The 20,678-nt window shown below is 65.4% G+C and carries 18 protein-coding genes; 12 read left to right on the top strand and 6 right to left on the bottom strand.

The window, feature by feature from the left end; translation table 11 throughout:
• Positions 1-3: 3 nt before the first annotated feature.
• Entirely contained in the window at positions 4-477 is a 474-nt protein-coding gene (locus C4K40_RS03755; RefSeq protein WP_022638944.1) for an Lrp/AsnC family transcriptional regulator, read from the bottom strand.
• A gap of 185 nt (positions 478-662) precedes the next feature.
• On the opposite strand from C4K40_RS03755, the gene kynU reads away from it, so the two are divergent.
• Together kynU and C4K40_RS03765 are read left to right on the top strand one after the other, a co-directional pair.
• Positions 663-1,913, top strand: a complete 1,251-nt coding sequence (kynU, locus tag C4K40_RS03760) for a kynureninase (RefSeq protein WP_053136793.1) — start codon at positions 663-665, stop codon at positions 1,911-1,913.
• Positions 1,914-2,049: 136 nt separating this feature from the next.
• On the top strand, positions 2,050-3,453 hold the full coding sequence (locus C4K40_RS03765) for an amino acid permease (RefSeq protein WP_053136796.1): 1,404 nt from the start codon (positions 2,050-2,052) through the stop codon (positions 3,451-3,453).
• Positions 3,454-3,532: 79 nt separating this feature from the next.
• On the opposite strand, the gene C4K40_RS03770 is transcribed toward C4K40_RS03765, so the two are convergent.
• Genes C4K40_RS03770 through C4K40_RS03780 form a run of 3 tightly spaced genes read right to left on the bottom strand, consistent with a single transcriptional unit; the run spans position 3,533 to position 5,478 of the window.
• On the bottom strand, positions 3,533-3,904 hold the full coding sequence (locus C4K40_RS03770) for a MerR family transcriptional regulator (RefSeq protein WP_022638945.1): 372 nt from the start codon (positions 3,902-3,904) through the stop codon (positions 3,533-3,535).
• 60 nt (positions 3,905-3,964) lie between these two features.
• Positions 3,965-4,540 (bottom strand): NAD(P)H-dependent oxidoreductase, encoded by a 576-nt coding sequence (locus C4K40_RS03775; RefSeq protein WP_022638946.1) that lies wholly within the window; start codon positions 4,538-4,540, stop codon positions 3,965-3,967.
• A gap of 56 nt (positions 4,541-4,596) precedes the next feature.
• Complete coding sequence (locus C4K40_RS03780; RefSeq protein ID WP_053136799.1) at positions 4,597-5,478, bottom strand: LysR substrate-binding domain-containing protein; 882 nt, start codon at positions 5,476-5,478, stop codon at positions 4,597-4,599.
• 108 nt (positions 5,479-5,586) lie between these two features.
• Here C4K40_RS03780 and C4K40_RS03785 point away from each other — a divergent pair, with 108 nt between their 5' ends.
• Positions 5,587-6,351: a sulfite exporter TauE/SafE family protein gene (locus C4K40_RS03785; RefSeq protein WP_053136802.1), complete on the top strand. Its 765-nt coding sequence runs from the start codon at positions 5,587-5,589 to the stop codon at positions 6,349-6,351.
• On the opposite strand, the gene C4K40_RS03790 is transcribed toward C4K40_RS03785, so the two are convergent.
• Positions 6,341-6,652: a putative quinol monooxygenase gene (locus C4K40_RS03790; protein ID WP_053136805.1), complete on the bottom strand. Its 312-nt coding sequence runs from the start codon at positions 6,650-6,652 to the stop codon at positions 6,341-6,343. The two genes, C4K40_RS03785 and C4K40_RS03790, sit on opposite strands and share 11 nt — an antisense overlap.
• Before the next feature lie 207 nt (positions 6,653-6,859).
• Here C4K40_RS03790 and C4K40_RS03795 point away from each other — a divergent pair, with 207 nt between their 5' ends.
• From C4K40_RS03795 to C4K40_RS03835, 9 genes are all read left to right on the top strand, one after another.
• Positions 6,860-7,459, top strand: coding sequence for an NAD(P)H-dependent oxidoreductase (locus tag C4K40_RS03795; RefSeq protein ID WP_053136808.1), 600 nt, complete (start codon positions 6,860-6,862; stop codon positions 7,457-7,459).
• A 79-nt stretch (positions 7,460-7,538) separates the two neighbouring features.
• A complete protein-coding gene (locus C4K40_RS03800; RefSeq protein ID WP_053136811.1) occupies positions 7,539-8,450 on the top strand; it encodes a LysR family transcriptional regulator in 912 nt (303 codons plus the stop codon).
• Positions 8,451-8,576: 126 nt separating this feature from the next.
• Positions 8,577-9,470 (top strand): NAD-dependent epimerase/dehydratase family protein, encoded by an 894-nt coding sequence (locus C4K40_RS03805; protein ID WP_053136814.1) that lies wholly within the window; start codon positions 8,577-8,579, stop codon positions 9,468-9,470.
• Between the two features lie 296 nt (positions 9,471-9,766).
• On the top strand, positions 9,767-11,434 hold the full coding sequence (gene ggt, locus C4K40_RS03810) for a gamma-glutamyltransferase (RefSeq protein WP_053136816.1): 1,668 nt from the start codon (positions 9,767-9,769) through the stop codon (positions 11,432-11,434).
• 158 nt (positions 11,435-11,592) lie between these two features.
• Entirely contained in the window at positions 11,593-13,038 is a 1,446-nt protein-coding gene (locus C4K40_RS03815) for a SulP family inorganic anion transporter (RefSeq protein WP_022638954.1), read from the top strand.
• A gap of 216 nt (positions 13,039-13,254) precedes the next feature.
• Positions 13,255-14,604, top strand: a complete 1,350-nt coding sequence (locus C4K40_RS03820) for a gluconate:H+ symporter (RefSeq protein ID WP_053136819.1) — start codon at positions 13,255-13,257, stop codon at positions 14,602-14,604.
• Positions 14,605-15,465, top strand: coding sequence for a MurR/RpiR family transcriptional regulator (locus C4K40_RS03825; RefSeq protein WP_053136823.1), 861 nt, complete (start codon positions 14,605-14,607; stop codon positions 15,463-15,465).
• 1 nt (position 15,466) lies between these two features.
• Positions 15,467-16,933 (top strand): amidohydrolase family protein, encoded by a 1,467-nt coding sequence (locus C4K40_RS03830; RefSeq protein ID WP_053136826.1) that lies wholly within the window; start codon positions 15,467-15,469, stop codon positions 16,931-16,933.
• A gap of 117 nt (positions 16,934-17,050) precedes the next feature.
• Positions 17,051-17,419 carry a glyoxalase superfamily protein gene (locus C4K40_RS03835; RefSeq protein WP_022638957.1) on the top strand — a complete coding sequence of 123 codons (369 nt, stop codon included), beginning with the start codon at positions 17,051-17,053 and terminating at the stop codon, positions 17,417-17,419.
• A 75-nt stretch (positions 17,420-17,494) separates the two neighbouring features.
• Here the strand turns inward: C4K40_RS03835 and C4K40_RS03840 are convergent, their stop codons facing one another.
• Positions 17,495-20,674 carry an efflux RND transporter permease subunit gene (locus tag C4K40_RS03840; protein WP_053136829.1) on the bottom strand — a complete coding sequence of 1,060 codons (3,180 nt, stop codon included), beginning with the start codon at positions 20,672-20,674 and terminating at the stop codon, positions 17,495-17,497.
• Positions 20,675-20,678 lie beyond the last annotated feature (4 nt).

A 20,678-nucleotide genomic window follows, 5' to 3' on the forward strand; every position in this document is an offset into this window, starting at 1 on the left:
CGGTCATTTGCGTGGCACCAGGTCCAGCAGGTTGTTCTGTTCCTTGATCTTCTGCAGGACGATTTCCGAGCGGATGTCGGTGACCCCGCTGGCGCGGTTCAGGTGGTTGACGATGAAGTCCGAGAAGTGCCTGAGGTTGCGTGCCTGGATGCGCAGTACGTAGTTGCTGGCGCCGGTGATCACGTAGGCGGCCATCACCTCCGGCCACTGCTGGACCTTGGCGATGAAGGTCTCGTGCCAGCCTTCCACATCCTGGCGCAGGGACACGTGGACGATGGCCTCCAGTTCGATGCCCAGGCGTTCGGCGTCGAGCTGGGCGCGGTAGCCGCTGATGATGCCTTCGTTCTCCAGCATGCGCAGCCGGCGCAGGCAGGCCGAGGGCGAGAGGGCGACTTTCTCCGCCAGTTCCTGGTTGCTGATGCGCCCGTCCTGTTGCAGGTGATGGAGGATGCGCAAGTCGGTGGCGTCGAGAATCATGGCTGGCATAAATCCACGTTTTTTATTGAAGGTTTAGAATTTAATTCGAGATTAGTACGGGATCGCGCCGCACTTTGCACGAAAATTCTCCATCGCTTCGTTCATTATTTTCCGGGTTTATCCATTGCCGACGCCCTGCGCTCCCGCTCGGGACGGGCAGGGCACTGACCAAGACAGGACTTCCAATGATCGATAAAAACCACTGCCTGTGTCTCGATGAACAAGATGCCCTGGCGCCGCTGCGCCAGCGCTTCGCCTTGCCCGAGGGGATCATCTACCTCGACGGCAACTCCCTGGGCGCGCGCCCCGTGGCCTCCCTGGAGCGGGCCCGGCAGGTGATCGAGCAGGAGTGGGGCGATGGCCTGATCCGCAGCTGGAACAGCGCCGGCTGGCGCGACCTGTCCCAGCGCCTGGGCGATCGCCTGGCACCGCTGATCGGCGCCGATGCCGGGGAAGTGGTGATCACCGATACCACCTCGATCAACCTGTTCAAGGTGCTCAGCGCCGCCTTGCGGGTCCAGGCCGAGCGCGCGCCCGAGCGCCGGGTGATCGTCTCCGAAAGCAGCAACTTCCCCACCGACCTGTACATCGCCGAAGGCCTGACCCAGCTGCTCCAGCAGGGCTATTCGCTGCGCCTGGTGGACAGCCCCGAGCAGGTGCCGGCGGCCATCGACCAGGACACCGCGGTGGTGATGCTCACCCACGTCAACTACAAGACCGGCCACATGCACGACATGCAGCAACTGACCGGGCTGATCCACGAGGCCGGCGCCCTGAGCATCTGGGACCTGGCCCACTCGGCCGGCGCGGTGCCGGTGGAGCTCAAGCGTTGCGGCGCCGACTACGCCATCGGCTGCACCTACAAGTACCTCAATGGCGGCCCCGGCTCCCAGGCATTCGCCTGGGTCGCCCCGGCACTGTGCGACCTGGTGACCCAGCCGCTGTCCGGCTGGTTCGGCCATGCCCGGCAGTTCGACATGGCCACCGCCTACGAACCCAGTAGCGGTATCGCCCGCTACCTGTGCGGCACCCAGCCGATCACCTCGCTGGCGATGGTCGAGTGCGGCCTGGAGATCTTCGAGCAGACCGACATGCAGAGCCTGCGGCGCAAGTCCCTGGCCCTGACCGACCTGTTCATCGAACTGGTGGAACAGCGCTGCGCCGGCCACCAGCTCAAGCTGGTGACCCCCCGTGAGCACGCCAAGCGCGGCAGCCATGTGAGCTTCGAGCATCCCGAGGGCTACGCGGTGATCCAGGCCCTGATCGCCCGGGGCGTGATCGGCGATTATCGCGAGCCGCGAATCATGCGCTTCGGCTTCACCCCGCTGTACACCACCTTCAGTGAGGTGTGGGACGCGGTGCAGATCCTCGGCGAGATCCTCGATGCCAAGACCTGGGCGCAACCGCAGTTCCAGGTGCGCCACAGCGTGACCTGAAGCCGCTAGCCGCTGGCGCAGGCCGCGACCGGGTCCGGCTCGCTCGCGGCCTGCGCCGCATGACGACACTGCGTGGCACAAGGACGCGCCGCCAAATAGATCAACACGTGCACACAACAATAAAGAGGCACTGAACGTGACCACCACCAACAAGGGTTTCGAAGCGATTTCCAATCGCGAGCACGGCCTGAGGCGGCAGCTGACCGCCGGCCAGATGAGCATGATCGCCATCGGTGGAGCCATAGGTACCGGGCTGTTCATGGGCAGCGCCTATGCCATAGGTTATGCCGGGCCCAGCGTGCTGCTCAGCTATGCCATCGGCGCCCTGATCACCCTGCTGCTGATGGGGTGCCTGGCGGAAATGACCGTGGCCCATTCCACCTCCGGCTCCTTCGGCGCCTATGCCGAGTTCTACATCGGGCCCCTGGCCGGTTTCCTGGTGCGCTATGCCTACTGGGCGGCCATCGTCCTGGCGGTGGGGGCCGAGGTCACGGCCATCGCCATGTACATGAAGTACTGGTTCGCCAACGTGCCGGAGTGGGTGTGGATCATCTCCTTCTCCAGCATGCTGATCCTGCTCAACGCCATCAGCGTGAAGACCTTCGGCAACTTCGAATACTGGTTCTCCACCATCAAGATCGCCGCCATCGTCGGCTTCATCATCCTGGCGGTGTACGTGGTGTTCGGCTCCGGCAACCCCGACTACGGAGTGCACAACTACAGCGCCCACGGCGGCTTCTTCCCCAACGGTTTGCAGGGCATGTGGATCGCGGTGATCGTGTCGATCTTCAGCTACCTGAGCGTGGAGATGATCGCGGTGGCGGCCGGTGAGGCCAAGGATCCGCAGCGCGCGGTGAAGCAGGCGTTTCGCGCCACCATCCTGCGCCTGGTGGTGTTCTATCTGCTGACCCTGGCACTGATGCTGGCCATCGTGCCCTGGGTCCAGGCGGGCAAGGCCCAGAGTCCGTTCGTCACGGTGATGCAGACCATCGGCATTCCCGGGGCCACCGGGGTGATGAACTTCGTGATCCTGATCGCCGCGCTGTCGGCCATGAACAGCCAGCTCTACATCACCACGCGGATGATGTTCAGCCTGTCCCGCGCCGGTTATGCGCCCAAATCCATGGGCGCCCTGAGCAAGACCGGGATCCCGCTCAATGCCTTGCTGCTGTCCAGCTCCGGCATCGCCCTGGCGACCCTGATCAACGTGTTCTACCCGGAGAGCTCGTTCGCCCTGATGATGGCGATCTCGATGTTCGGCGCGATCTTCACCTGGTTCATGATCTTCCTCACCCACTACTGCTTCCGGCGCTATCACCAGCGCCATGGCGAGCAGCCGCTGTCGTTCCGCATGCGCCTGTTTCCCTACAGCACCTTGCTCGGCTTGTTCTTGATGGGGGCGGTGATGATCACCACCTTCTTCACCGATGCATTCAAGATGACCCTGGTGTTCGGCGTACCCTTCCTGCTGTTGCTGAGCCTGGTCTACTGGCTGTTCTTCCGCCGGCCCAGGAGCACGGCCGCGTTGTCGCAAGTCTGATGCGCCGCTTCCCGGGCGGCCCTGGCAGACCGTTGAAAAACATAGGCGATGGCAACGCCGCCAGTTTTTCAACGGCCCGCTAGAGGCTGTCCAGGGGGCACTCCTCCCGGGCCTGTTGCAGGCTGTCCTCGAAGGCTTCCAGTCGGGCGTGCAGTTGTTGCAGGTCATCGATCTGGCGCCGCAGGTCGCGCTTCTTGCGCGCCAGGGCCGCCTGGGCCTGGTCCCAGGGGAAGGCCTGGCCCTGGTGGGCGGCGAATACCTGTTGCAGCTCCTTGAGCTTGAATCCCAGCTGTTGCGCGCACTTGATGAACACCAGTTGCTCGACGCTCTGCGCGTCATAGAGCCGGTAGCGGCCCTGGCGCGGCGCTTCGGGCAACAGGCCGATGGCCTCGTAGTGGCGGATGCTCTTGATGGTGGTTCCGGACAATCGCGCGGCTTGGCCGATGTACATGGCGGCTTCCTTGTGCTGAACCGGGCAGGGTGGCCGGGTGCCGCGCATTATCGGGCGGATTCAGCGCCTGGCAAGTCGATCCGCCTGCTGCAACCAGCTGGCGCGGGCCAGGTCGCTGGCGTCCAGCACCGGGCCGAAAGCCAGGGTGCGCAAGGTGCGGATGCCGCAGAAGGCCAGGGTGGTGCGGCGCATCTGGTGCAGGCCGGGCATGCGGTAGAACCAGCGGTAGTACCAGGGCGGGGTGTCCATGGTCACCAGCAGGTCGGCGGTGCGGCCCTTGAGCAACTGCTCGGGAAAGGCCTTGCCGGGGCGGTACTTGAAGGCGTAGCCGGGCAGCAGCACCCGGTCGAGAAAGCCCTTGAGCAAGGCCGGGATCCCACCCCACCAGATGGGGAAGACCCAGGCCAGGTGCTCGGCCCAGAGGATATCGGCCTGGGCTCGCTGCAGGTCGTCCTCCAGTGGCTGGATCCGTCGATAACCCTCCTGCAGCACCGGATCGAAGCGCAGGTCGCCCAGGTACAGGCACCGCACTTCATTGCCGGCCTGCTGCGCCGCGGCGACATAGCGCTCGCTCAATGCCCCGCACAGGCTGGCGCGGGAGGGGTGGCCGAGAATCACCAGGATGCGTTTGCTCATTGCCTTGGTCCTTGAGGAAGAAGCCCGCAGGCTAAGGTCTGCCCCTAGGGGTAGAGTCAAGGTTCGAGCAAGGCCTGGCACAGCTCCTGGGCATACAGCGGCAAGGTGGCAAAACCCCGGGCGCACAGCAGCAACCGGCGCCGGGCCCAGGGCTCGCCCAGGGGCCGGGCATGCAGGGCCAGGTGGCGGTTGCGTTCCACGGCGGCCTGGGGCACCAGGGCCAGCCCGGCGCCACGGGCCACCATGCGCAGGGCGGCGTCGAAGCCTTCGGCGCGGATTCGCAACTGCATGCGCCGGCCCAGGTGCAGGGCCTGTTCTTCCAGGTACACCGCCAGGGCGCTGTGGCTGGCCAGGCCGACATAGTCGTAGGCCAGGGTGTCGCTGAAGCGCGGTTCGGCCTGCTGGCGCAATGGATGGTCCACAGGCATCGCCAGGAACAGCGGGTCGTCGCGAAACGGCCGGCTCTCCAGGCCATGGGTATCCACGGCGTCGGAGACGATGCCCAGCTCCGCCGCGCCCTGGCGCAGGGCATGGGTGATGCGCATGCTGGGCAGCTCCTGCAGCTCGATGTCGACCTGGGGCCGGCCACGCAGAAAGTCCGCCAGCAACTCCGGCAGGTATTCGCTCAGGGCGCTGGTGTTGCACAGCAAGCGCACCTGGCCCTTGACCCCCCTGGCGTATTCGGTGAGGTCCTGTTGCAGGTGCTCGGCATACCGCAGCAGGGTCCGGGCGTGCTGGGCCAGGGCCTTGCCGGCCGGTGTCGGGCTGACCCCGCGACGGCCACGTTCGAGGAACTCGATGCCCAGGGAGCTTTCCATGGCGCGGATCCGCGCGCTGGCGGCGGCCAGGGACAGGTGGCTGCGCTGGGCGCCGGCGGTGATATTGCCGGCTTCGAGGACATTCAAGTACAAGCGCAGGTCCACCAGGTCGAAGTGCATGCGGGGCCTCCACAGCCAGGGTATCGGGAACCAGCCTCTTGTACGGCAAGAGGCTGGCTCAGTATATGGCAGATTTTCAGCGCAGCCGGGCGAGTGCAGGATAGGCCCATGAATACTTCCCTCGCGTTCTATCAGGATCTCGGCCTGGCCCTGTCTTTATGGGTGCTCGGCATCTTCGTCATGGCTGGCATGGTCAAGGGTGTGATCGGCCTGGGCCTGCCCACGGTGGCCATGGGGCTCCTGGGGCTGGCTATGGCTCCGGCGCAGGCTGCGGCCTTGCTGATCATTCCGGCGACCCTGACCAATCTCTGGCAACTGGCTTTGGGTGGGCACCTGCCGGCCCTGCTCAGGCGTTTGTGGCCGCTGTTGTTGGCGACCTGCGCCGGCACCCTGGGCGGCTGCCTGTGGCTGGGCATCGATGGTGGGCCGTGGGTGGTGCGGGGGCTGGGCGCGGCGCTGTTGCTCTATGCCCTGGCGGGCCTGTGCTTACCGCAGCTGCGCATCGCCCCGGCCCATGAGCGTTGGCTGGCGCCCTTGTGTGGATTGGCCACTGGCCTGGTCACTGCGGTCACCGGGGTGTTCGTGATTCCGGCGGTGCCTTACCTGCAAGCGTTGGGCCTGGGCCGCGATGCGCTGGTCCAGGCCCTGGGCCTGTCATTCACCGTCTCGACCCTGGCCCTGGCCGCCGGCCTGGCCTGGGGCGGTCAACTGGGCGGTGCGGAGCTGGGGGCCTCGTTGCTGGCCCTGGTTCCGGCGCTGCTGGGCATGTGGCTGGGGCAGTGGTTGCGCCAGCGCATCAGCGCGTTGCTGTTCAAGCGGGTGTTCTTCATCGGCCTGGCCCTGCTGGGGGCCCACCTGCTCGTCAGCGGCTAGCAGAAGCCGGGCTGAGCATGTCGATGGCGCGGATCTCGAAGTCGCGTTCCAGGTACTCCATGCGAGCATCGCGGAACTGCTTCATGTGCGGCAGGTTGGAGTGCACGTCCAGTGCCTCCTGGGACTCCCAGACTTCGTAGAAGATGAACAGGCTGGGGTCCTGCCGGTCGCGCAGCATGTGGTACTCGATGCAGCCGGGTTCGGCCCGGCTGGCGGCGACATAACCCAGGAACAGCGCTTCGAATTCGGCAGCCCGTTCGGGGCGGGTCTTGGCATGGAGGATGAAAGCCTGGCGGGACATGGCGATGCACTCATGGCAAAGGAAATTGCCAGGGATTCTAAGGCAACAATCAAGGTTTGATTCGTGCCTTTACGGCAAATGTATTTTGAGCGCCCGGGGCTTATTCCCGCGCGAGCCCTTCACTAACCTGCCGCCCTCGTTTTCCACCCCAACGGCCTGGCGTCGCGCGACGCATGCAAGGGGCCGTTCCCGCGACAGGGCCCGCTCATGAAAAAAGTACTGCTGCTCAATGGCGCCAAGCAATTCGCTCACTCCGATGGCCGCTACAACACCACCTTGCATGAGGTTGCGCTGGCGGTGCTGGATCGTGGCGGCCTGGACGTCAAGGTCACCCATATCGACCAGGGCTACGACGCCCAGGAAGAAGTGGCGAAGTATCTCTGGGCCGACGTGATCGTCTACCAGATGCCTGCCTGGTGGATGGGCGAGCCCTGGATCGTCAAGAAGTACATCGACGAAGTCTTCACCCAGGGCCACGGCAGCTTGTATGCCAACGACGGCCGGACCCGCTCCGACGCTTCGCAGAAGTACGGCAGCGGTGGCCTGGTCCAGGGCAAGCAGTACATGCTCTCGCTGACCTGGAATGCACCGCAGCAGGCCTTCGACGACCCGAGCGATTTCTTCGAAGGCAAAGGGGTGGACGCGGTCTATTTCCCGTTCCACAAGGCCAACCAGTTCCTGGGCATGAGCCCCCTGCCGACCTTCCTCTGCGTCGACGTGATGAAGCGTCCGGACGTCGAGGGCGACGTGCACCGCTATGAGCAGCACCTGCGCCAGGTGTTCGGTCTTAAGGCCCAAAGCCGCTAATATCGGTAGGCCGTTCCTGTAGCCGCCGCGCGTCGCAGTCTGCGCGCGGCTACAGCTACCAATCGATAGAGGGTTGCCTGTGAAAGCCAGATCCGACGAACTGCAGATATTCGTCTGTGTCATCGAGTGTGGTTCCATCTCCGCCGCCGCCGAGCAGGTCGGGCAGACGCCATCGGCGGTCAGCCGCACCTTGTCGCGCCTGGAATCCAAGCTCGATACCACGCTGATCAACCGCACCACCCGGCGCATGGACCTGACCGAGGAGGGCAAGTATTTCTTCGAGCAGGCCAAGTCGATCCTCGACCAGATGGACGAACTGGAAGAGCGCCTGTCGTCGCGCCAGCAGACCCCTTCGGGACGCCTGCGGATCAACGCCGCCTCGCCGTTCATGCTGCATGCCATCGTGCCCTACATCGCCGAGTTCCGCAGTCTGTACCCGCATATCCAGCTGGAGCTCAACAGCAACGACCTGATCATCGATCTCCTGGAGCAGAGCACCGATATCGCGATCCGCATCGGCACCCTGGCCGACTCGACCCTGCATGCCCGCTCCCTGGGTTGCAGCCCGTTGCGCATCCTGGCCAGCCCGGCTTACCTGGAACGCCATGGCACCCCACACAGCGTTGCCGAGCTCAGCGCACACACGCTGTTGGGCTTCACCCAGACCGAAAGCCTCAACCACTGGCCGCTGCGCCACCCCCATGGCGACCGCTGGCAGATCCAGCCAGGCATCAGCGCCTCCAGCGGCGAGACCCTGCGCCACCTGGTACTGGAGGGGCAGGGCATCGCCTGCCTGTCGCACTTCATGACCATCGACGACATCCGTGCCGGGCGCCTGACGCCGATCCTCGGCGAGTTCAACAGCGGCTACCGCCAGCCGATCAACGCCGTGTACTACCGCAACTCGCAGTTGGCCCTGCGCATCCAGTGCTTCCTGGACTTCATCCAGAGCAAGCTGGCCGACTACGCTGACCCGGACTTCGAGGGCTGAGGTCCTGCTTCCCTGGCTGGGGATTCGTGATTCCTGCGCAAGAGTGATTTGGTCCAGCCCGGCTGTTTCGTCGGAACAGGCGCGCCGATACTGGCGCCATCACTTATCCACCCAGGGAGTCTCTCCATGAACGTATTCGTTACCGGTGCCGCGGGTTTCATCGGCGGTTCCATCGCCACCGGCCTGGTCAAGGCCGGGCATCAGGTCACTGGCCTGGTGCGCAGCGCCGAGCAAGCCGCCGAGCTGACGGCCCTGGGCATCAAGCCCGTGGTGGGCAGCCTGGACGACAGCGCCCTGCTGAGCGAACAGGCCCGGGCCGCCGATGCGGTGATCAACGCAGCCAGCAGCGACCATCGTGGTGCGGTGGAAGTGTTGCTGGCCGCGCTCAAGGGCTCGAACAAGCCGTTCCTGCACACCAGCGGTTCGAGCATCGTCGGCGACGCTTCCGGCGGCAAGGCCAGCGATACCCTCTACTACGAAGACCAGTTGCCGGAGCCCACCGTGGACAAGGCCGCCCGGGTGGCCATCGACAACCTGATCCTGGCGGCGGCCAAGGACGGGGTGAACTCGGCGGTGCTGTGCAACACCCTGATCTACGGCCACAGCCTGGGCGTCAAGCGTGACAGCGTGCAGCTGCCGCGCCTGCTCAAGCAAGCGCGCAAGAGCGGTGTGGTGCGCCACGTCGGGCCGGGGCAGAACATCTGGTCCAACGTGCACATCGAGGACGTGGTGGCGCTCTACGCCCTGGCCCTGACCGGCAACACCCCGGGCAGTTTCTACTTCGTCGAGAGCGGCGAGGCGTCCTTCATCGACATGACCCGCGCCATGGCCCGTGCCCTGCATCTGGGCGAACCCGAGGACTGGCCGCTGCCTGCCGCCGAGGCCGAGTGGGGCTACGAGATGGCCAACTATGGCCTGGGCTCCAACAGCCGGGTACGCGGCAAGAAGGCTCGCGAGCTACTGGGCTGGGCACCACGGCGGACTTCGGTGCTGGAGTGGATCGAGCACGAGATGGTCTGAGGAGCGGCTGCTCCACTGATCCATCTGCGACAAACGGCTGCCTGCGGGCGGCCGTTTTGCTGTGGGCGTTTGCCCTCCGCGCAACAAAGCGCCTAACAGGCCGTTGAAAAACGTAGGCGAGGCAGCCAGCGCAAGGCGAAAACAGGCGAAAAAGCGCAGTTTACAAATGGTAAATGAGCATTTTGACCGGGCTGGCGCACCAGCCTGTTTTTAACGCAGCGATGGCAACGCAGATAGTTTTTCAACGGCCTGCTAAGGTTCGTCTGGTCTGAAAACAACGACAAAGGACGGACTCCATGGGTATCTTGCCGTGCACGACCCTCACTCTGGGCCTGGCGCTCGCTGCCAGTATTCCAGCCTTCGCCGCGCCCCTTGAAGGCGGTGCGGTGGCCGCACCCAACCAGTACGGCGCCGATGTCGCGGCGCAGATCCTCAAGAAGGGCGGCAACGCGGTGGACGCTGCGGTGGCCACGGCCTTCACCCTGGCCGTGACCTATCCCGAGGCCGGCAATATCGGCGGTGGCGGCTTCATGACGCTGTTCATCGACGGCAAGCCGTATTTCCTCGACTACCGGGAAACCGCGCCCAAGGCCGCGACCCGCGACATGTACCTGAATGACAAGGGCGAGGTGATCGAGAACCTCAGCCTGGTGGGCGCCCGCGCCGCCGGGGTGCCGGGCACCGTGATGGGCCTGTGGGAGGCCCACCGGAAGTTCGGCAAGCTGCCCTGGAGCGAACTCATCACCCCCGCAGTGGCCTACGCCAGGAACGGCTTCAAGGTGGCGGACAAGCAGTACCAGTACCGTGAGGATGCCTTGAAGCTGTTTAACGGCAGCACCAACTTCGGTGATTACTTTGGCAGCATGCAACCCGGCCAGACCTTCCGCCAGCCGGAGTTGGCGGCGACCCTGGAACGCATCGCCGACCAGGGCGCCAAGGAGTTCTACAGCGGCAAGACCGCCGACTTGCTGGTGGCCCAGATGCAGGCCGACAAGGGCCTGATCACCAAGCAGGACCTGCAGGACTACAAGGTCCAGTGGCGCCAGCCGCTGCAGGTGAGTTTCCGTGGCAACGTGCTGTACACCGCACCGCCGCCCAGTTCCGGCGGGGTCGCCCTGGCCCAGCTGATCGGCATCAAGGAGGAACGCGCCGCCGACTTCAAGGGCGTCGAGCTCAATTCGGCCAAGTACATCCACCTGCTGGCGGAAATCGAGAAGCGCGTGTTCGCCGACCGCGCCGACTACCTGGGCGATCCGGCGTTTTCCGAGGTGCCGGTCAAGCCATTGACCGACCCGGCCTACCTCAAGCAGCGCGCGGCCCAGGTCAACCCCGACGCCATCTCGCCCACCGACAAGGTGCGCCCAGGGCTGGAGCGGCACCAGACCACCCATTTCTCCATCGTCGATGCCCAGGGCAATGCAGTGAGCAATACCTACACCCTGAACTGGGACTACGGCAGCGGCGTGGTGGTCAAGGGCGCGGGGTTCCTGCTCAACGACGAGATGGACGACTTCAGCGCCAAGCCCGGCGTGGCCAATGCCTTCGGCGTGGTGGGCGGCGATGCCAATGCCATTGCCCCGGGCAAGCGCATGCTGTCGTCCATGAGCCCGAGCCTGGTGACCCGCGACGGCAAGGTCACCCTGGTCCTGGGCACTCCCGGCGGATCGCGGATCTTCACCTCGATCTTCCAGGTGTTGAACAACCTCTACGACTTCCACCTGCCCCTGGAGAAAGCCGTGGCCGCGCAACGCGTGCATCACCAACTGCTGCCCAAGGACACGATCTACTACGACGCCTATGCGCCGCTCACCGGCCAGGTCGCCGATGAACTCAAGGCCATGGGCTACACCCTCGAGGACCAGGGCTGGGAGATGGGCGATATCCAGGCCATCCGGGTCAATGGTACCCAGCTTGAAACCGCTTCCGACCCACGCGGGCGTGGCGTAGGCAAAGTCGTCAAGTAACCGCTGCGCTCTTGCCTGAGCCGGTACGCCGGTTCCGGCAAGGGCTTGGCTGCGCGCCGACGGCCGGCTGGTCGGCGGCGTTTCGATTCCGTACCATTCCCGCCTGATTTCCCCCGCCATTCCCCGGGCCCCTGCGTGGCCTAACTATCAGGTCAATCATGAAAGCAAAACGTCTGCGTGCCGATGTCCTGGCCGGACTCACCACCTCCTTCGCCCTGCTGCCCGAGTGCATCGCCTTTGCCCTGGTCGCCCACCTCAACCCGTTGATGGGCCTGTACGGCGCCTTCTTCATCTGCACCCTGACCGCGCTGTTCGGCGGCCGTCCGGGCATGGTCTCCGGCGCGGCCGGCTCCATGGCGGTGGTGATCGTCGCCCTGGTGGTGCAGCACGGCGTGCAGTACCTGCTGGCCACGGTACTGCTGGGCGGGCTGGTGATGATCGCCTTCGGCCTGCTGCGCCTGGGCAAGCTGGTGCGCATGGTGCCGCACCCGGTGATGCTGGGCTTCGTCAACGGCTTGGCGATCGTCATCGCCCTGGCCCAGCTGGAGCATTTCAAGAGTGGCGAGCACTGGCTCAGCGGCCAGCCGCTGTACCTGATGGCCGGCCTGGTGGCGCTGACCATGGCCATCGTCTACCTGCTGCCGCGCCTGACCCGGGCGGTGCCGCCGGCGCTGGTGGCGATCCTCGGCGTGGGCCTCCTGGTGTACGTGCTGGGGTTGCCGACCCGCACCCTGGGGGACATGGCCCACATCGCCGGCGGCTTGCCGGCGCTGGCGCTGCCGGACGTGCCCTGGACCCTGGAAACCCTGGGCATCATCGCGCCCTATGCCTTCCTGATGGCCATGGTCGGCCTGCTGGAAACCCTGCTGACCCTGAACCTCACCGACGAGATCACCGAGACCCGCGGCTACACCAACCGCGAGTGCGTGGCCCTGGGCGCGGCGAACATGGTCTCCGGCGTCTTCGGCGGCATGGGTGGCTGCGCGATGATCGGCCAGACCGTGATCAACCTCAGCTCCGGCGGCCGTGGGCGCTTGTCCGGGGTCGTGGCCGGGGTGCTGATCCTGCTGTTCGTGCTGTTCCTGTCGCCGCTGATCGAGCGTATTCCCCTGGCGGCGCTGGTGGGCGTGATGTTCGTGGTGTCGCAGCAGACCTTCGCCTGGGCCTCCTTGCGGGTGGTCAACAAGGTGCCGCTCAACGACGTGCTGGTGATCCTCGCGGTGACGGTGATCACCGTGTTCACCGACCTGGCCACCGCGGTCATGTGCGGCATCGTCATCGCCGCCCTCAACTTCGCCTGGCAGCAGGCCCGCGAGCTGTACGCCGACAGCCACCTGGAAGCCGACGGCAGCAAGCTCTACCACCTGCACGGCACCTTGTTCTTCGCTTCCACCACGCCGTTCCTCAACCAGTTCGACCCGGCCAACGACCCATCGCGGGTGACCATCGACTGTCGGCACCTGAGCTTCGTCGACTATTCGGCCATCGCCGCGCTCATGACCCTGCGCGAACGCTATGCCAAGGCCGGCAAGCAGTTGCGGGTGCTGCACCTGTCCGAGCGCTGCAAGAAGCTGCTCAAGCGCGCCCGGGTCCAGCACGACTGACGGCCTGCGGGCGAGTCTTCGCGCTCGCCCGTCCCGCCCGACATATGTATGAAAATACCCGGTGCCGATTTTCATCACCGGGGCCTTGGCATAGCCATGCACGACAAAGCCTGCCTCTTTACGAAAATCAGTTTCATATGGTTTGAAATTCACTGCCTAAAGTGATTAAAAACTTTCATAACCATTCGAAACGACGCTGTTTTCAAGGAGGTATCCGTGGCTCCTGTATCGGCTTACGGACTGCTGGGTTACGCCGCAGTCGCCATCATCGCGTTGATCGTCCTGATCGCGCGCTACCGTCTCAATCCCTTTATCGTCATTACCCTGGTCTCGGTGGGCCTGGCGCTGGTGGCCGGCATGCCGGCCTCCGGGGTGGTGGCGGCCTATGAGGCCGGGGTCGGCAAGACCCTGGGGCATATCGCCCTGGTGGTGGCCCTGGGCACCATGCTCGGCAAGCTGATGGCTGAATCCGGCGGGGCCGAGCAGGTGGCGCGCACCCTGGTGGCTCGTTTCGGCGAGCGCAATGCCCACTGGGCCATGGTCTGCATCGCCTTCCTGGTGGGGCTGCCGTTGTTCTTCGAGGTGGGTTTCGTGCTGCTGGTGCCGATCGCCTTCACCGTGGCGCGGCGGGTCGGGGTATCGCTGCTGATGGTCGGCCTGCCGATGGTCGCCGGGCTGTCGGTGGTGCATGCCCTGGTGCCGCCGCATCCGGGGGCGATGCTGGCGGTGCAGGCCTACCAGGCACCGGTGGGGCAGACCTTGCTGTACGCGATCCTGATCGGCGTGCCCACGGCGATCATCGCCGGCCCGGTGTATGCGCGGCTGATCGTGCCGCACATCCAGTTGCCGGCGCACAACCCGCTGGAGCAGCAGTTCATCAACCGTGAACCGCGCGTGCGGCTGCCGAGCTTTCGCCTGACCCTGGGCACCATCCTGCTGCCGGTGGTGCTGATGCTGCTGGGTGGCTGGGCCAACTTGATCGCCGCGCCGGGCACCGGCCTCAACCAGTTCCTGTTGTTCATCGGCAACTCGGTGATCGCCCTGCTGATCGCCACCCTGGTGAGCTTCTGGACCCTGGGCCTGGCCCAGGGGCTGAACCGCGAGTCGATCCTCAGGTTCACCAACGAATGCCTGGCGCCGACCGCCGGCATCACCCTCCTGGTGGGCGCCGGTGGCGGCTTGAACCGGATCCTCATCGACTCCGGGGTGACCGAGCAGGTGACCGGCCTGGCCCATCAGTTCCAGCTGTCGCCGTTGTGGATGGGTTGGCTGTTCGCGGTACTGATGCGGGTCGCCACCGGTTCGGCCACCGTGGCCCTGACCACCGCCTCGGGGGTGGTGGCGCCGGTGGCCGTCGGCCTGGGTTATCCCCATCCGGAACTGCTGGTGATCGCTACCGGCGCCGGCTCGGTGATCCTCTCCCATGTCAACGACGGCGGCTTCTGGCTGGTCAAGGAATACTTCAATATGAGCGTCATCCAGACCTTCAAGACCTGGACCGTGCTGGAGACCCTGATCTCGCTGATCGCCTTCGGCCTGACCCTGGTTCTCGCGGAGTTTCTCTAGATGGACATCCTTTACCAGATCCGCTCGCGCCTGGACGATCTCAGCACCGGGGAGGCGCGGATCGCCCGGCTGATGCTCGATGACGTGGGCTTCGCCGCCTCCGCCAGCCTCGAGGAGCTGGCCCGGCGCGCCGAGGTCAGTGCCGCCACCCTGTCGCGTTTCGCCCGCAGCGTCGGCTGCCGGGACTTGCGCCAGCTGCGCCTGCAACTGGCCCAGGCCAGCGGCGTGGGCAGCCGCTTCCTCGATCCGGGGGCGAGCACCGAGGCGTCCGGTTTCTACCGGCAGATCGTCGGCGATATCGAGGCGACGCTGCACCGGCACCTGGCGGGTTTCGAGGAGGCGCAATTCGCCGATGCGGTGCGCCTGTTGGGCCGCGCGCGGATGATCCACGCCTTCGGCACCGGCGGCTGTTCGACCCTGTGCAGCGCCGAGCTGCAGGTGCGCCTGGTGCGCCTGGGCTACTGCATCGCCGCCTGCCATGACCCGGTGATGATGCGGGTGACCGCTGCCTCCCTGGGATCGCAGCACGCAGTGATCGCCTGTTCCCTCAGCGGCCTCACCCCGGAGCTGCTGGACGCGGTGACCCTGGCCCGCAGCTACGGCGCCGCCGTGCTCGCCATCACCTTGCCCGACTCGCCCCTGGCCGGGCTGGCGGACGTGCTGTTGCCACTGCACAGCGCCGAGACCCCGTTCATCTACAAGCCCACCGCTGCCCGCTACGGCATGCTGCTGGCCATCGACGTGTTGGCCACGGAACTGGCCCTGGCCATGCCCGACGACAATCAAGAGCGCCTGCGCAGGATCAAGCTGGCCCTGGACCATTACCGTGGCGGCGCTGACAGCCTGCCCCTGGGAGACTGACATGCGCTACGACACTCTGATCCGCAATGCCCTGGTCATCGACGGCAGCGACCGTCCTGGCTATCACGCCGACCTGGCTATCCTCGACGGGCGCATCCAGCGCATCGGCGAGCTGGCCGGTGCGGTCGCCGAGGTCGAGATCGATGCCGCCGGTCGCGTGCTGGCCCCGGGCTTCATCGATGTGCACACCCATGACGACACGGTGGTGATCCGCCAGCCGCAGATGCTGCCCAAGCTCAGCCAGGGGGTGACCACGGTGGTGGTCGGCAACTGCGGCATCAGCGCTGCGCCGGTGACCCTCAAGGGCGATCCGCCGGACCCGATGAACCTGCTGGGGCAGCGCGAGATGTTCGTCTACCCGCGTTTCGCCGACTACCGCGCGGCGGTGGATGCGGCCCGCCCGGCGGTGAATGTCGCGGCCCTGGTGGGGCATACCGCCCTGCGCAGCAACCATCTGGCGGACCTGTACCGCACGGCCACCGCCAGCGAGATCGCGGCGATGCGCGGGCAACTGCGCGACAGCCTGGAGCAGGGCGCCCTGGGCCTGTCCACCGGGCTGGCCTACGCCAGTGCCTTCTGCGCCGAGACCGATGAGGTGCGTCAGCTGGCCGAGGAGTTGACGGCCTTCGGCGCGCTGTATGCCACGCATCTGCGCAGCGAGTTCGAGCCGGTGCTGGAGGCCATGGACGAAGCCTTCCTGATCGGCCGTTCGGCCAGGGCACCGGTGATCATCTCCCACCTCAAGTGCGCCGGCGCCGGCAACTGGGGGCGCAGCCCGCAACTGCTGGCGGCCCTGGAACAGGCGGCGCAGGAGCATCCGGTGGGCTGCGACTGCTATCCCTATGCCGCCAGTTCCTCGACCCTGGACCTCAAGCAGGTCACCGATGCCTATCGCATCACCATCACCTGGTCCACGCCGCATCCCGAGCAGGGCGGACGCGACCTGGCGCAGATCGCCGCCGACTGGGGCCTGGACCTGCAGGCCGCCGCCAAGCGCCTGCAACCGGCGGGAGCGGTGTACTACGGCATGGACGAAAGCGACGTGCGGCGCATCCTCGCCCACCCGCTGACGATGGTCGGCTCCGATGGCCTGCCGGAAGACCCGTTCCCCCATCCCCGGTTATGGGGCGCCTTTCCCCGGGTGCTGGGCCACTTCAGTCGTGACCTGGGGTTGTTCCCGCTGCACACCGCGGTGCACAAGATGACCGGCCTGTCGGCGGCGCGCTTCGGCCTGCGCCAGCGTGGCGAGATCCGCGAAGGCTATTGGGCCGACCTGGTGCTGTTCGATCCAGAGCGGGTCCGGGACGTGGCCGACTTCCAGGAGCCACGGCGCCCGGCCCTGGGGATCGACGGGGTCTGGGTCAATGGCGTGAGCAGTTATGCCGCCGGCCAGGCCAGCGAGCAGCGCCACGGGCGCTTCCTGCCCCGGGAGGGCGATTTGCGCCAGGGCTTCGATGCGCCAGGCTGATTTGTTGATCGCCGTCACAATGGTGGCGCATTGATATTAAAGAAAGCTCGTGTGGCGCCGAAGTGCTGGCAATCGGGGTCGCTCTCAGCGACCTGTTTCCAGTCAGGGAGTCACCTAATGAGCTTTGGCAAAACCACCCCCGTCCTGCGCATCTTCGATGAAGCCGAGGCCCGGGCGTTTTACCTGGACTTCCTGGGCTTTCACCTCGATTGGCAGCATCGCTGCACCCACGACCTGCCGCTGTACATGCAGGTCTCCCGGGGCGAGTGCGTGCTGCATCTGTCCGAGCACCAGGGCGACGGCAGCCCCGGCGCTGCGCTGCGCATCCATACCGACGAACTGGAAGACTTCCAGCAGCAACTGCTGGCCAAGCAGCTGCCGTTCACCGATCCGCGTATCCAGGCCATGCCCTGGGGCAGCCTGGACATGACCATCGACGATCCGTTCGGCAATCGCCTGGTGTTCACCCGCACCATCAGCGCCTGACCAACCCTCTCGCCGCCAGGCGCGGTGGTCGATGGCAGGCCCTGTCGTGGGTTGCCATCGGGCGTGCTGCCACTGTCAACCGTGGCTCGGGCCCAGTGTTTCTTCAGACACGCTGCTTGAGGGGCGGCCGGGAATGGTGGCTCCGAGCTTTCTCAGCACGACGTAGAACACCGGGGTCAGGAACAGGCCAAACACCGTCACCCCGAGCATGCCGCTAAACACCGTGACTCCCGTGACATGGCGCACTTCGCTACCTGCCCCAGTGCCGATCAGGAGCGGAACGGCACCGGCGATAAAGGCCACGGAGGTCATCACGATCGGTCGCAGGCGCAGCCTGCAGGCTTGCAGCGCCGCGTCGACGGTGCTTTGGCCGTGCATTTCCAGTTCCCGCGCGAACTCGACGATCAAGATCGCGTTCTTGCAAGCCAGCCCCATCAGTACCACCAGTCCCACCTGGACGAAGACATTGTTGTCCACGCCCGCCAGCCAGACCCCCGTCAAGGCGGCAAACAGGCAAATGGGCACGATCAGGATGACGGCAAGCGGCAGCAGCCAGCTCTCGTACAGGGCGGCCAGGACCAGGAACACCAGCATGGCGGCGATCGCAAAGACGATCGCCGCGCTGTTGCTCTGGGTCACTTGCTGGTAGCTCAGGTCGGTCCATTCCAGCTCGATGCCGCGTGGCAGGGTGCGGGCGGCGATCTCTTGCAGTGTCTCGATGGCCTCGCCCGACGACAGGATGCGAGGGTCGGCGTCGCCGATCAGGTCAGCCGCCGGATAGCCGTTGTAGCGCATGACCGGATCCGGGCCGAAGGTCGGCACGATGTTCACCACGGAACTGAGCGGCAGCATTTCGCCCCGGGCATTGCGCACCTGCAGGTTGCCCACATCCGCCCTGGTTTGGCGGAAGCTGGCGTCCGCCTGGGCAACGACCCGATACACCCGTCCCAGCAGGTTGAAGTCGTTGACGTAGACCGAGCCCAGGTAGGTCTGCAGGGTCTCGAAGATGGCTGTCAGCTCCACCCCCTGGGCTTGGGCCCTGGTCCGATCGACCTGCACTTGCAACTGCGGGATGTTGGACTGGTAGGAACTCACCGGGAAGGTCATGCCCGGGGTGCTGGCGATCTCGGCCTGGAACCTGTCCAGCGCCTGCTGCAGTGCCGCGTAACCCAATCCACCCCGGTCCGTCAGGAACAACGCGTATCCGGAGCCGTTGCCCAGCCCCTGGATCGGTGGTGGCAACAGGGCATAGGCCGCCCCATCCTTGATCGCCGCGAACTTGCGGTTCAATTCGGCGTTGATCTGCTCGGCGCTGCGGGAGCGTTGGCCAAAGGGCTTGAGAATGACGTAGGAGGTCACCAGGTTCGGCGTGTTGGTGCTTTGCAGGGCGTTCGAACCGACGTACGAGTTGCTGTAGTCGACACCCTCTACGCTCGAGGCGATGGCCGACATCTCGCGGGCCACGGCCTCGGAGCGGGAAAGCGAAGCGCCCGGGGGCAAGGTGGCTCCGGCGAACAGATAGAGCTTGTCCTGGTTGGGGATGAAGCCGCTGGGAATCGCGTTGAACAGGATCCCGGTGGCGCCGAGCAATGCGCCATACACCGCGAAGACGACTCCGCGCCGTGGCAGCAGGCGGTCAATGCTGGCTCCGTAGCGTTCGGCGTTGAGCTTGAAGAATCGCTCGAACGGTCGCAGCAGCCAGCCCAGGGTTCCATCCATCCAGCGGGTCATGCGGTCCCTGGGGGCGTCATGCCGACGTAACAGGCGGGCCGCCAGGGCCGGCGACAAGGTCAGCGAGTTGACTGTCGAGATCAGGGTCGAAATCGCAATGGTGACGGCGAACTGCTTGTAGAACTGCCCGGTGACGCCACTCATGAAGGCCATGGGAATGAACACGGCGCACAGCACCAGCCCGATCGCCAGGATCGGCCCCGAGACTTCGGCCATGGCCTGATGGGCCGCTTGCAACGGGCTCAGGCCGAGCTCGATGTGGCGCTCGACGTTTTCCACCACCACGATCGCGTCATCCACGACGATGCCGATGGCCAGGACCAGGCCGAACAAGGTCAGGGTATTGATGGAGTAGCCCAGCAGGTACAGGACCGCGAAGGTGCCGACAATCGATACCGGCACCGCGATCAGCGGGATGATCGAGGCCCGCCAGGTCTGCAGGAAGAGCACCACCACCAGGACGATCAGGACCATTGCTTCGAACAAGGTATGGCGCACGGCGCTGATCGATTCGCGGACGAAAACGGTCGGGTCCCAGACACTGGTGTAGCCCACGCCTTGCGGGAACTCCTTGGACAGGCTCGCGAACCGGGCATGGACCGCGTCGGCCACCTCGATGGCGTTGGCGCCTGGCGTGAGGAAGATGCCCACCGCGACTTCCTGGCTCTGCCCGCGAAAAACACGCAGGCTGTAATCGCCCGAGCCCAGCTCGATGCGCGCCACGTCCGCAAGGCGGGTGACCTGGCCGTCGCTACCCGCCTTGATGATGATGTCGCCGAATTCCTGTTGGGTCTTCAAGCGCCCCTGCACGTTGAGCGAAACCAGAAAGTCGGTGGTTGTCGGCGACGGCTCCGCGCCCAGTTGGCCCGCCGAGACCTGGACGTTCTGTTGGCGAATTGCCGCGATGGTGTCCTGGGCCGTGATGCCGCGTGTGGCGAGTTTGTCGGGGTCGAGCCAGATGCGCATCGCATAGTCGCCCGAGCCGTAGAGAATCACCTCGCCGATGCCCGGGATGCGCGCCAGTTCATCCTTTACATGCAGGCGCAGGTAGTTACGCAGGTAGAGCGCATCGAACTGCGGGTTGCTGGAGTACATGTCCAGGTACATCAACGGTGTCGGCGATTGTTTCTGGGTGGTGACTCCGTACTGGCGCACGGGCTCCGGCAAGCGCGAGAGCGCCTGGCTGACCCGGTTCTGGACACGCACCGCCGCTGTATCGGGGTCCACCTTCGGGTTGAAGGTGGTGACCACTTGCAACGTGCCGTCGGAACTGGCGACGGACTTCATGTACAGCATGCCTTCGACGCCGTTGATCGCTTCTTCCAGGACGACGGCGACCGATTCGGCGATTTCCTTGGGGTTGGCGCCAGGGTAGGTGGCTTTCACCACCACGGTCGCAGGCACGACTTCCGGGTATTCGCCAACCGGGAGCAACGGCATGGCAATCAGGCCTGCGGCGAAAATGACCAGCGACAGCACGATCGCGAAGGTTGGCCTGTCGATGAAAAACCTTGAGAAATCCATGGGG

It is taken from the genome of Pseudomonas sp. CMR5c (assembly GCF_003850545.1).
Lineage (GTDB): Bacteria > Pseudomonadota > Gammaproteobacteria > Pseudomonadales > Pseudomonadaceae > Aquipseudomonas > Aquipseudomonas piscis.